Here is a 13,314-nt window from a genome sequence, read left to right as displayed (position 1 = left end):
TCTTTCAATGAGAAGATCTATATTTATAGATCCTCGAAGAGATTTAAGTTTTTTTTTAGAAACTCATTCTCCATTTCCAAGCGTCCAATCTTAGAGTACAGCTCGTCTTTATTGATAGAATCATCTTTCTCTCTATTCTTTTGAGTAAAAACAATACTACTGTTAGACAGGAACTCTTGTTTCCATTTGGATATTTGGTTCACATGTAGTTCATAGCGTAAAGCTAACTCTTGCAAGCTTTCTCGCTCTTTTAGTGCCTCTATTACTACCTTAGATTTAAATGAGGAACTAAATTTCCGACGACTTCTTTTCAATGTTCCCATAACTCTTAATTTAAGAATTAAAATTCAATTAAGAAAGTGGTGCTAAAATGTAGGAGTATTATAAACTTTAATATTTAAAATAAGAACTGGTGTAAACAATACATTTTATTCACGACTCAAGTTCCATCCAAAACACCACAAAACACTATAATCCCCAACTGCATCTCATCATAGAAGTATATTTCATTTGACATTGTTGACCATATTAATACGATCTCTAACATTTGAAATATACATCAAGGAGACTTACACACTTTTCTGGACAGTGCCCTATCAGCATTTGGACACTGTGGATATGCAACTTTTTACCGGACAAAAAGTTAAGCCGCACATTGATTATATAATTCCATAAATTCCAATGGCGATCTGTATCCCAATTTTGAGTGTATTCTTTTCCTGTTATACCAAACTTCAATAAAATGAAATATTTCTGTCTTTGCCTGAAATCTAGAGTAATAGTGTCTATGATCAATCATTTCAGATTTAATTATCTTAAAGAAATTTTCAGCTACTGCATTATCCCAGCAGTTTCCTTTTCTACTCATACTTTGAATTACATTCGCCTTTCTAAATTCTTTTTTTAATTCTTCAGCTACATATTGCACCCCTTGATCAGAGTGAAATAGCATTTCGGCCTTAGGTTTACGATTGCGTTTGGCCATTTTCCAAGCCTACATTACAGTGTTTTCTGCCGTCATGTCCTCAGACATTGACCACCCAACAATAGAGTGGTCAAAGAGATCCATTATTGTAGTAAGGTATAGCCAACCTTGCTCTGTTGGAACATATGTAAGATCAGATACCCAAACTTTACATGGTTCGTTAGTCTTGAATTCTCGATTAAGATGATTTAATGCAACTCGTTTACCATGGTCTGACCTAGTCGTTTGGGGTTTGTAACTTTTACAAATACAACTTTTTATACCATTTCGTTTCATTATCCGAGCAATACGGTTTCTTGATGTAGTGACACCATTTTGATTAAGTACTGCTGTAATCTTATGGCTACCGTAACGACGTTTCGATTCATTATACTCTTTCAACACGAGCTTTGTATCCTTCTCCCATGCTATTTTTCTTTGGGATGGTATATCTTTTTTCCATTCATAATAAGCTGAGCTACTTAAGTCTAGTGTTTTACACATACTCTCGACAGAAAACATCGTACTATTATCTGATACGAACTCATAAGTTAGCTGTCGCTCTTGGAGAATATGTTGATGGCTTTTTTTTAGATATCTCGTTCCATACGAACTTGCTTCAGCTCTTTTTCAAGTTGTGAGATTCTTGCTTCTTCGTCTGTCTGAACTAGATTGCCATTACCATGAAATGAGTTTTTTTCATATGTATGAAACTCACGAACCCAGCGTCGTACCATATGAGCATCGATGTCGTTCTCTTCAGCAACCGAACGAGCATCTCTACCGCTATCTACAAGATTAACAATCATCATCTTGAACTCTCTTTCGTAACTCTTTCTTTTTCGTATTCCCATAATACAAATTTATTATTTTTCTGTAATAAGGGGTTTAACCTGCTATCCGTACAAATATACCACATCCACTGCCTTAAAAAGAGGCTAAGTAAGGTTTCATAGTTACTTTGTCCATACTTTGTCCATGCTTTGTCCATGCTTTGTCCATCGATTCGATGAATGAAGCATGAACAAGCCATGAACAATGGGTATACAATATACCCGACAAATAGTAGTAAAATTTAGAAGAGATCGCCATTTTTATCGTGACAGCTTACGATTTGAAATTAAAAATATAAGAAACATAAGCCCTGGATAAACATATCAAATGGGATTTTATAATGGATATACATCGTTTCATTATGCTTATTGGGTATTAAAATTATACAACTAGGATTGTAATACACTGAATCCATACTTCATTTGCTCTCCTAATTTTAGGACAGCATAAACAGAGTAAAAAATATTTCACATAACCGACTAGTTATGAACGTCCTGAATAAAACTGGGAATAGCTACAGAAAATTCCTCATTATGTCACCATAAATAGTAATGGGTGGCCTTAATATCTCGCGAAAGAGAATGTATTGAATCAAAAAAAGAGTGAAAAAGAAAATTGCGATTAGAAAAATAGTTTTTTTTAATAAAAACTCTGATTTCATCAGAATGTAAGAAAAGTCATGATTAATTTGATAAAGTATAAGTATATTATAAAACGTTTAACTCAATTCTTTTTTAGCATCTCTAGATAGCATTTTTCATTATTCTACAGAACACTCCCCTTCACAATAAAAACGTAAGCGATTCAACTACTTTTTAGTTGTTTTAGAAAGATTATACAACTTTTTCATAACACAAGTGAATAGATATTCTGAAAAACAACAACTTACACTATGCAACCACGACCTGTCAAATATCATTCTATAAGCAAAGTAAGGCTGTTTGATAATAGAATGAAACAGGTTGTATTGTAAAGTAATCTAAGATGTAAAACATGATAACCATAATAGTACATATTTAGAAAAAGCAACTGCTTTTAAATAAAAAAAACATGTCTTTTAGCACATCTTTTAAATTTGCCACTCTACCAATTTTGTCTTGATTTGCATTGTCAATCACAAACAAACACAGTGATAACGACAACCATAAAGAGTTATATTATTATTTATTTTTTATTCAAAAAAACGAGAGAATCGGTAGAGACTCAAAAAGCAGGACGTTATGAAAAATCTAAATTTAAAATTCGGTCGCTTTGTTGCAATAGTTGCAATCATTTTTACAGTAAACATGGTAAAAGCAAATGATTTAGATAATAGTGCGAGCATGAATAATTTCCAGATCACGGAAGTATCTAGTATTGATACTGATGCTTTGAACATGTGGGAACTAAATTATGGTAATATAAATGAAGGAGTACATATTGAAAAGAATTTCACAAACAACGGAACAGAATATATCGTTCGTGGTGAGTATTTCGAAGTAAGATATGTAAACACAAAACACGGATTTGGAGTAAGACAATTAAAAGGATACAAAGCGAAAGTTAATCGTCAAATTACTGCAGCAGTAATTGATCAGAACCAAATGAACAACCAACGTATCATTTGTCCTGTAGGAATCAGCGATGCGAAAGCACTAAACCTTATTGCAGCTTATCTTCCTGATCTTCTAAATGAAAATTACAGACACATTCTGAAATAAACATAGTATTAACCAAAAGTATAGTGATGTAGTATAACATATAATAGTTGATATAGATTAATATTTGATTATAAAGGGGGGCTAAAATAGCCCCCCTTCCTATTTTATATTAAAAGTAAATCCTTTTCTATCACCGAAAGCTCATTTTCTCAGCATCTACCCCTCCTAATTTATGTTATAGTTCTCAAGCGATGGAATGACGGAACGACTCACCGTTTGGATGTCCACAACCACTATCATAAGACACTTCATTTACCACTATCAAATCCTCGTTGAAGTATTCCTCATAAATCACCATCTCTCCATAGAACATGGCTCTGATATAATTTACACTTTATATGAAGGCATTCAATCTCTCTGCAAAATAAATTACTTTTCCAATAATCTCAATGAAATTAACAATAGAGAATTCTCTAATTCAGAATCTGATCAATTAATCAACTTCCAACAATCAATATATATAAAGCAATATTTCAATTGTATGGCGATATATAAAAGATAAACGTAGCTTAATCTCAAATATTTACAGGAGGTATCATTTAGAATCTACTTATTAAGGGTATTCTTGGAGTCAGACTACTCTAATTTAATAATAAGACCACAACAATAAATCACAACACACTGTAATTCAACATATTTCCTCAACAACATAGTGATTTCAGGGCACCCACAATAGTCATATTGTCACACAACAACTCTTTAAAATACGTCATATTGACACTTAAACTACAATGGTACAAGGTTTGTTATACATCATAATAGAAAAAACAAAAACAATATATATGAACACAAATCAATTGACAATTAAAGCGCAAGAAGCATTGTCACATGGACTTACCATTGCTCAAAGCAATGGCAATGCTGCCTTAGAACCAGGGCACTTGCTAAAAGGGATTTTGGTTAGTGCAGAGAATATTACAGGATTTCTCATTAAGAAACTAGATGTATCTCTACAACAGATAACTGCTGTATTAGAGAAAGAAATAGAGAGTTATCCTAAAGCAGCTGGTGGAGAAGTAAGGGCCTCAAACAGCACCAATAATATCCTTATTGAAGCACAAAGTCAAGCTCAAAAGATGGGAGATCAGTTTGTGAGTGTAGAACATCTTCTATTGGCATTGGTCAAAATAAAAAGTAATATTTCTAGACTATTAAAAGATGCTGGAGTTAAAGAGAAAGAGTTGATGGTTGCGATCAAGGACCTAAGGAAAGGGAAGAGTGTAGACAGTCAAACATCAGAAGATCAATTTAATACACTTCAACGTTTTGCTATAAATCTTAACCAGCAGGCACAGAGCGGTAAATTAGACCCTGTGATTGGTCGAGATGAAGAGATTCGTCGTATACTTCAGATTTTAAGTCGAAGAACGAAGAACAACCCGATTCTTCTTGGAGAACCTGGGACAGGAAAAACGGCTATTGCCGAAGGACTAGCACATAGAATTGTTAGAGGAGATGTCCCTGAGAATCTAAAAACCAAGCAGATCTTTAGTTTGGATATGGGAGCATTGGTTGCTGGAGCAAAATATAAAGGAGAGTTTGAGGAGCGTCTAAAATCGGTAGTAAATGAAGTAATACAGGCAGATGGCGAAATTATTCTTTTCATAGATGAGATCCATACATTAGTGGGGGCAGGAAAAGGAGAAGGTGCTATGGATGCAGCCAATATTCTGAAACCTGCTCTTGCAAGGGGAGAACTTCGCTCTATTGGTGCAACAACTTTAGATGAATATCAAAAATATTTTGAAAAGGACAAAGCGCTTGAGAGACGTTTCCAAACAGTGATGGTGAACGAGCCAGACGTACAAAGTGCCATATCTATTCTTCGAGGAATCAAAGAGAAGTACGAGACTCACCATAAAGTTCGTATTAAAGATGAAGCAGTAATTGCTGCAGTAGAACTGTCTAATAGATATATCTCGGATCGTTTTCTTCCAGATAAGGCAATTGACTTAATGGATGAAGCAGCATCTAAATTGCGTTTAGAGATCAACTCTGTTCCAGAAGAGATCGATGAGATGCAACGTAAGATCATGCAACTTGAAATTGAGAGAGAAGCAATTAAAAGAGAAAAGAACAGCGATAAGCTAGGTTCTCTAGAAAAGAGTATTGCCGAACTACAAGATCAACTTAATACTCAAAAAGCCAAATGGCAGAATGAAAAGAGCACTATTGACGAGATACAAGAGTGTAAACTAGAGCTTGAAAACTTAAAAACCCAAGCGGAGATTGCAGAGCGTCAAGCTGATTATGAGATGGTTGCAGAACTACGCTATAGTCGGATAGTAGAGAGCGAGAAGCGTCTTCGTGAACTAGAGCAAGAGGTGGTCAATCAAAACAGTGAAGACCAAATGATAAAAGAGGAGGTTGACTCCGAAGATATTGCAGAAGTGGTCGCGAAATGGACGGGTATCCCTGTCACCAAAATGATGAAGAGTGATAGAGAAAAGCTTATTCACTTGGAAGAGGCTCTTCATGAGAGAGTCGTAGGACAAGAGGAAGCGATCACGGCTGTTTCCGATGCCATTCGACGAAGTAGGGCAGGATTACAAGATGAGAAAAAACCAATAGGGTCGTTTATATTCTTAGGGTCTACTGGTGTAGGAAAGACGGAGCTTGCAAAAGCACTAGCCGATTTTCTTTTTGATGATGAGAATATGATGACTCGTATTGATATGTCGGAATATCAAGAAAAATTCTCTGTCACTAGACTTATTGGATCGCCTCCAGGCTATGTTGGATATGATGAGGGGGGGCAGTTGACAGAGGCAGTTCGTCGCAAACCTTACTCTGTAGTTCTATTTGATGAAATAGAGAAAGCACATCCAGATGTTTTTAATACCCTATTACAAGTGTTGGACGATGGTAGGTTAACAGATAACAAAGGAAGAATGGTGAATTTCAAAAATACCATTATCATCATGACCTCCAATATTGGTTCTGATATTATACAGAATAACTTTAATCAATTTAAAGAGGGAGAGGTTGACCAAGTGGTTGAAAATACCAAGAGTGCGCTATTAGATCGATTAAAACAGTCAGTACGTCCAGAATTTCTAAATAGGATTGATGATGTAATCATGTTTACACCTCTATTTGAGAAGGACATTCATGCTATTGTAGAGCTACAATTACAGATATTACAAAAACGTTTGGTGGAAAACCAGATTGAATTGGATTACACTAAAGAAGCAGTATCAGCAATTACAAAAGCTGGGTTTGATATTCAGATGGGAGCACGTCCCATAAAAAGAGAAATTCAAAGATCTGTTTTAAATCCTCTTTCTAAGGAGATCCTAAAACAGTCTATTACGGCAAACGAAAAAATTGTTTTGGATGCTGAGAATGGACACTTAATGTTTAAAAATTAAAAGACACAGATAGCTGTCAAAAAGATGACAGCTATCTGAATTGTCGAACTAGCATACTAAATTATAGTAGAAATAGGGAATAAAGATTTTGTTAAGTCACTATAAAGAGAAAGACTTAAAACAAAAAACAGTCAGTATGCAAACACTCTTGAAAAGAGTAAGAAATAGAGGTTTTGCTTAAGCCATCTAATCGAGGGAAGGCTTAAAACAAAAAGCACCAGGAATAATACCAACTTTGAAAGTATCTACAGGAATCCCTGTTCTATCAAAACGATATACAATTCCTTGTTGCTGATAGTCGATAGCATTAGCCACATAAATTTCACCTGTATTAGGGTCAATCGTTAGTCCATAAAAACCACCATTTTGTTTGTCAACATCCGGATTCTTAATAAAACACTCAGGCTCTGCGGTAAGTGAAGCAGGCATACGATAAACATGTTTGTTTATGAAATACAGAATATCTTTGGTTCCATTTATTTGTACTTCAGAGGGCCAATCATCAAATTCAAAACGCCATGTTTTTAATACTTTTCGTGTTTCAGCATCAATACATTGCAAACCTGGAGCTTCTTGACCATAAGGCGAGTCCTTGTACCCTCCATCAGTAATAGTCCATATATGATTAAATCGATCGATGACCAAAGAGGTAGGTTGTTTTAGGACCTCAATCGTATCTACCACTTTATCCGTATTAGTATCAATAACGAGAATTTTATTGTCATAGCTCCAACAGTTGGTAAAGACAAATTGCTTATATTGAACCATCTGTTCCGTGGGGTGCTGATAAAACTCAGTATCGTCATTACTTACATCAATAGAACCGATAATCTTTCCATTTACAATTCCTGTCTTTTCATAGTCACCCAGTGGATCAATAATAGAGATCTTTTTTGCATAAAGATCTGTCACATATGCTTTGTGTTTTCCAAGAAAGTGAATATATCTTGGGGAGTTCAATCCTATAATCTTTCCAACACACTTAAAAGTATTGGTATTGATTACGTATATTTTACTACTGTTATTAATCACCACATACCCCAATGTATCTCGAATCACCATAGATTGAGCCACATCTCCCATTGGGAAACCATTGGTTTCGAAGAACACAAGATTCTCTACTGTTTCCTCCTCCATGTCGTAATAAGAAAGAGAGGAGTTTCCATACATAAAATTTCCTTCATTGGTAATAAACAATCCAGCAGAACGACTCTTATGATTCATTCGTCCCTTTTGCCACAAAACCTCATCTTTCATACATGAAGCAAAACCAATAAGCAAAAGCAATAACAAAAATATGTTTATTCTCTGCATAATATTAAATATTAAAAATCAACGTAACTCCATAGTTGCGTCTTGGCATAGGACTAAAAAGAATTGAATGATACACTTCATCAAATAGATTCATCACACTAAAACGAACTTGTGCTGATCTGTCGTTCTTTTGATAAAAACGAACACCACAATCAAGTTCATTCATATGATAAGGGTACAACCAATGACGTTCATTTAGCTTATTACTAGTGGTGGTAAATCGTTCGCTGAAATAGTTGTATTGATAAGTAAAATTCAACCAACGATAATCTAAACGAAACCATACATTTGCAGAGTGTACAGGAATATACACTAATTGCTTCTTATAGGATTCGTCCCCCCAAACATCACTTTTCTCCATATTTATAGATCTCGTGTAAGAGTAGTTGGCTTTCACTTTCATTTTCCAATTTCCCCAATCTCTATTCCAAAGAATTTGACTCTCTACTCCTTTAGAGATCACATTCTTCACATTACGAGGTTCCCAATATCCTTTAAAACTTGGGATCCAAATAATCCAATTGTCTATATCAGAGTAATACCCAGTAACACTCCAGTTTAAGGAGTGATATTTATTACCAATGCTACCTTTCAATCCAAGTTCGGCAGTATTTCCATCTTCTGGCTGAAGATCAACATTTCCTCCTGGTTGCCAATAAAGATCGTTTAACGTGGGGGTATGATAGTTTTTTGAAACATTTCCTTGTAGTATCAAACCATAATTATCGCTAATCTTATAGTCAAATCCAGCAAACCATATTGGCTTGGTGTAATCTCTATCGTACCATTCATTACGCAGCTGTACTTTCATATTTAACCTTTCCGTGATCGATTTTGACAAAGAGGCATATAGAGAGATCTGTTCTCTACTCTTTTTATAACCAGTCATTTTAACAGACTCATGGGTATCTACCCAACTTCTATTATAATCTATAGATCCTGTAAAATGAAGAGAGTTCAAGAACTCTTTGGTGTAATTTAAGCTATTTTGAAATTGATAAGAAGTACTTTTAGAATTAATAGCACAAATAAGACCTTCTCCATTCACTTGATTTTGAAGTGTATAATCTAGATCTTTTTTAGATCCTCCAGAACAAAATTCAAGGGTACTACTCTTTCCATAATGTTTCCATTGTATCACCCCTCTTGAGACATTATCAATTTGGTTGTTGATATTAGTATCTTCAGGTCCTTCATTAGAGATTACCTTAGGAATTCCCCTGTCTGCATTTTGTCCCCAATAACAAGCAGATATCACATTGTTTTCATTCACTCTCCAATAGAACTCCTGCATCAAACCATACATTAGGTATTGCCCATTTTTATAGGTATCCACTGGATGAACAAACTCGCCAGTGTTGGGATCGATATAGTCATAATTTTGTCGATTCAAGAACTGATAATCGTTTTTCGATTTATTATGATATAATCGTGTTTTCGATTGAAAATTTTTAGTACCAAAACTTAAAGAGCCATATTCTTGATAAGTATGAAAATCTCCAACAAATTGGACGTACTGTATTTCAAAAGGATCATCCCATGTAGGCTCATTGTCCAAGTTTACCACTCCTCCAAGACCACCACTTTGAGATGCAATAGAAGAGCCACCATGCTCTAGTGAGACTGCATCGACAAAGAAAACTGGAATAAGAGAAAAATCAACCATTCCAGTCATCGGTGAGTTGATATTTAGTCCATTCCACCGAACTTGGGTATGAGATGCAGCAGTTCCTCTAAAAGAAGCAGTCGCCAAAGCCCCTTTCCCTTTTGTTTTAATAAAAACAGGAGTATTCTCAGACAACAAAGTAGATAGCGAACTTTGTATCTTTTGGCACATTACAGCAGAGTCTACATGAGTCTTCACCATACCAGCCTCTTCTACATCGAAGATGTATTTGGCATTTACATCCACAGTAGGAATCACATAAATACTATCTCGTATCCCTTGTCCAAAGAGAATCATAGAGTAGAGATACAAGATAGAAAGTATTAATAGTTTTTTCATTTCTCAAAGAGGTTGGGGCTCTCCACAAAAGAAAGCCCCAATTAAATATAAATCTTAATTCTTAATAACTTTTATAGTCTCAAGCACTCCATTAGCAGACACTTCAATATAGTATACACCAGAAGGCATATTCTGAAGCGAAATGATTTCTGAAGTTTGATAATTTGGAATTACTCCAACAAGTGTTCCTACACAATTATAGATAGACACTTTAGCCTGATAAGTTCCCTTAATTTTAAATTCATTCGTGGTAGGGTTTGGGTAGGCGTATAATTTACTTGATATTGGTTCGTACACAGGAGTTGATTTGGGCTGAGATACCAAAACGACAAAAGATCTTTCAATATCAGGTTTTTTACTCCATGTACATGTTACCGTCACCTCTCCTGCTTTTAATCCATTGAAAAACCCCTCATTAGAGATAGTAGCGATGGATTTATCACTACATTTCCAATTCAATTTTTGGTCGTCAGCAGGCACTCCATAGCTTAAAACCACTGCATCAAACTTATAAGGAGATCCAAGATACACCTCTCCTCTGTCTTGTACAGGATAGTTGCCAACATTTGCGGGTTGACTGGAAACAATACATTCTGTTACCCCTTTGATTGAAGGATCTGGTTTTGTGGCACAAACACCACCTACCTCAGTAGACACTTCACCTAGAGCAGCCCCATTCTGTAATACTCCATTATATACTGCCACAAAATCGATCTGATCAAGTTTCACATGATTGCCATCTTTGTCTACAGCCCAATTAATATCAAAAGCATCTCCACCATAATTCTCCTGAACTTCAAATGTATATGGATTATCTGGAATGTAAGATTTGTTAGACATCGCATTAAACATTACATTATCCACATAACCATAATCAAAAGGTGCATTGATCACAAAGTTTTTGATACTTGTACGAGACTTTAGTCTAGTTCCTTCTAAGGTATATTCATCTTGAGAAATATTTGGAAAGTTCTCTGGAAGTGGATAATGATTTTGTTTGTGAAAAGCCACCATATATTTGATCACACCAGACTCTCCATCAGAAGTCACATAGGGCACATCTTTTAACCCACGAGGATTTGTATATGTGATAGAGTAGTTTGTTTTTGTGGTCTTAAGATAGTGATCACTTCCCCTAAGTTCATACCATTGATCGTCCGCTTTTCCGTTGCCATTAACATCTTTCATCACCTTCACGATACCAGGTTCTGCACTTCCAAAAAAGGTATTTCCAATCAACGTAAAGTCTACACCATAAGGATTGTCCTTATCATTTACAATAGGACGATCAAAACCATATACGATATAGCCTCCCCATGCTCCCAAAGTAACAATCTTACGTCCAAAAGGATTGATCATATTGTGACCAAGCGTCTTCTCCGCAACCTCTTTTGTACCAAAAGCAGAGGTATTTACAAATTGACCTGGAGCTGGACAATACTCTATTAATTTGGTTGCAAAGTTTGGTTTAAAAGCAGCTTCTGAATCAGAAGCAAACTTCTTTTGTTTATGAGAGATCTTCACAGGAGAATTCATAAAAGAGTCTGCCCACAAAGAAAAATCGTTGTTACCACTAGAAGCGAGAAGGGTTGTAAACCATGTCCCCGCAGGAGCTTCTGCTACTTTGATGTATTTTGCAGGTGATTCACCATCCCACTTAACCACACTACAGGTTGCACTATAACTATTCATATTCCAATACAGATTATCGTATTTATCGAACACGCAATCATAAATACCACAAGGAAGTGTTGCAATACAGACAGCATCTTCGATCGTAAGAGTACGGCCCTTTAACTTATTCCTATTATCGGCAACACAAGGCCACATATAGATTCCAAAAGAGTTGTTTGCAAGATCATAAGAACCACAAACAATCGAACCATTAGAAGAGATAGCCAAACCACAGGAATTCCCCGGAATTTCAATAATCTTTTTAAGTTCGGAACTCCCATCTATAGGCATCATCCAGATACTATTCTTATCGGTCTTTCCATTCCAGTTAGAATAGCCTAGACCAGAGATATAGATTTTGTCGCCGAATATATCCAAATCGAAATTACAAGGCAACTTAGCTACCTGAATCCAATTCTTATTAGTTAAATTTAAACGATAAACATAGTCTTCTTTATCACCATAAACGGTAAACCCTAAATAGAGCGAATTATTGACACGACTGTATTTTAGGAATGATGGATATGTAGATGTTACACCAAGCACGTCACTCTTAAATACATTCTCTCCATCTTGAAGACTATAACCCCAAATAACTCCACTTTTAAATGTATAAACAACCTGATCCACAACAGCATAGATAGAACCAAAATTTTGCAGTTCCCTATCCTTAAAATAACCATTAAAATATTTATAAGTATCGACATCTTCTTGGATAAAAGAGGCAACTTCTCTTGATTCTTTACGAATCTTTGCGATTAACTGAAAACGGTTTTGTGCCTCAGCATTAAGGACAAACACCAATACGACTATAAAAGCATAAATCTTTTTCATCACGTAATTACAATTTATTTACTCTTTAAAAAAGTTAAATACTGTAATATGAAGTGGGAATGACTCGTTCTTGTGGAAAATACAGATAAAGTATTTCCATACACGATAACGATTTGTCAGAGGTAGAGAAGAAATCATAAGCACGATTCATTATTACATAATTAGGTTAATTATAAAATTATCTCTACAGTAACAATGAATAGCATGGAGTGCGCGCCAATGTATCTCATTATGAAGTACTGATCCTCTATCTGTTCACCGCAGACTGTAGAAATCCATATTCATTGGCAGGTCTTCTGACTTATCCCAATTACTAGAACCTTCCCATTCTACGAGAGAACAGTGGTTAATACTCTAGTAATCATGTTCAAAACATTCACGTTCTAAACAGGATTCACAGCAGCGGGAACTGTTACCGATTCTAACGGTATTCCCTTTTAATCCTTACGCTAAAAAGCATAATGAAACCAATAATGATACAAAGATACAAAATATAAGCTTTCAACTCACACTAATAATTAACATTTTTAAATATAATATAAATATAGTGTATTTATAGTTGTTGATAAATTACGCAAATGAACCATTTAACAAATAAAACGAAAAAATATTCAGAGA

General features: G+C 35.2%; 9 protein-coding genes and 1 riboswitch. Of the genes, 2 read left to right on the top strand and 7 right to left on the bottom strand.

What is annotated here, in order from left to right:
• Nucleotides 1–23: 23 nt before the first annotated feature.
• The 4 genes from K4L44_14185 to K4L44_14170 all read right to left on the bottom strand — a co-directional run bounded on the left by K4L44_14185 (nt 24) and on the right by K4L44_14170 (nt 1,818).
• Nucleotides 24–323, bottom strand: coding sequence for a transposase (locus tag K4L44_14185; protein ID QZE13700.1), 300 nt, complete (start codon nt 321–323; stop codon nt 24–26).
• 320 nt (nt 324–643) lie between these two features.
• Nucleotides 644–985 (bottom strand): integrase core domain-containing protein, encoded by a 342-nt coding sequence (locus K4L44_14180; GenBank protein QZE13699.1) that lies wholly within the window; start codon nt 983–985, stop codon nt 644–646.
• Between the two features lie 9 nt (nt 986–994).
• Complete coding sequence (locus K4L44_14175) at nt 995–1,537, bottom strand: IS3 family transposase (protein ID QZE16014.1); 543 nt, start codon at nt 1,535–1,537, stop codon at nt 995–997.
• Nucleotides 1,538–1,554: 17 nt separating this feature from the next.
• Nucleotides 1,555–1,818, bottom strand: coding sequence for a transposase (locus tag K4L44_14170; protein ID QZE13698.1), 264 nt, complete (start codon nt 1,816–1,818; stop codon nt 1,555–1,557).
• A 1,200-nt stretch (nt 1,819–3,018) separates the two neighbouring features.
• Here K4L44_14170 and K4L44_14165 point away from each other — a divergent pair.
• Together K4L44_14165 and clpB are read left to right on the top strand one after the other, a co-directional pair.
• Nucleotides 3,019–3,498 carry a hypothetical protein gene (locus K4L44_14165; GenBank protein ID QZE13697.1) on the top strand — a complete coding sequence of 160 codons (480 nt, stop codon included), beginning with the start codon at nt 3,019–3,021 and terminating at the stop codon, nt 3,496–3,498.
• 782 nt (nt 3,499–4,280) lie between these two features.
• The gene (gene clpB / locus K4L44_14160) at nt 4,281–6,869 is read left to right on the top strand and encodes an ATP-dependent chaperone ClpB (protein ID QZE13696.1); all 2,589 of its coding nucleotides are present in this window, start codon (nt 4,281–4,283) and stop codon (nt 6,867–6,869) included.
• Nucleotides 6,870–7,055: 186 nt separating this feature from the next.
• Here the strand turns inward: clpB and K4L44_14155 are convergent, their stop codons facing one another.
• The 3 genes from K4L44_14155 to K4L44_14145 are packed head-to-tail and all read right to left on the bottom strand — an operon-like array spanning nt 7,056 to nt 12,696.
• Complete coding sequence (locus K4L44_14155; GenBank protein ID QZE13695.1) at nt 7,056–8,183, bottom strand: YncE family protein; 1,128 nt, start codon at nt 8,181–8,183, stop codon at nt 7,056–7,058.
• Between the two features lie 4 nt (nt 8,184–8,187).
• Entirely contained in the window at nt 8,188–10,188 is a 2,001-nt protein-coding gene (locus tag K4L44_14150; protein QZE13694.1) for a TonB-dependent receptor, read from the bottom strand.
• Between the two features lie 54 nt (nt 10,189–10,242).
• Nucleotides 10,243–12,696: a T9SS type A sorting domain-containing protein gene (locus tag K4L44_14145; protein QZE13693.1), complete on the bottom strand. Its 2,454-nt coding sequence runs from the start codon at nt 12,694–12,696 to the stop codon at nt 10,243–10,245.
• A 268-nt stretch (nt 12,697–12,964) separates the two neighbouring features.
• Nucleotides 12,965–13,183, bottom strand: a riboswitch (cobalamin riboswitch).
• Nucleotides 13,184–13,314 lie beyond the last annotated feature (131 nt).

This window comes from Prolixibacteraceae bacterium, from assembly GCA_019720755.1.
In the GTDB taxonomy this organism is placed as follows: domain Bacteria; phylum Bacteroidota; class Bacteroidia; order Bacteroidales; family Prolixibacteraceae; genus Halosquirtibacter; species Halosquirtibacter laminarini.
Note: the sequence above shows the minus strand (reverse complement) of the source record. Positions and strands in the feature narration are given on the sequence as shown.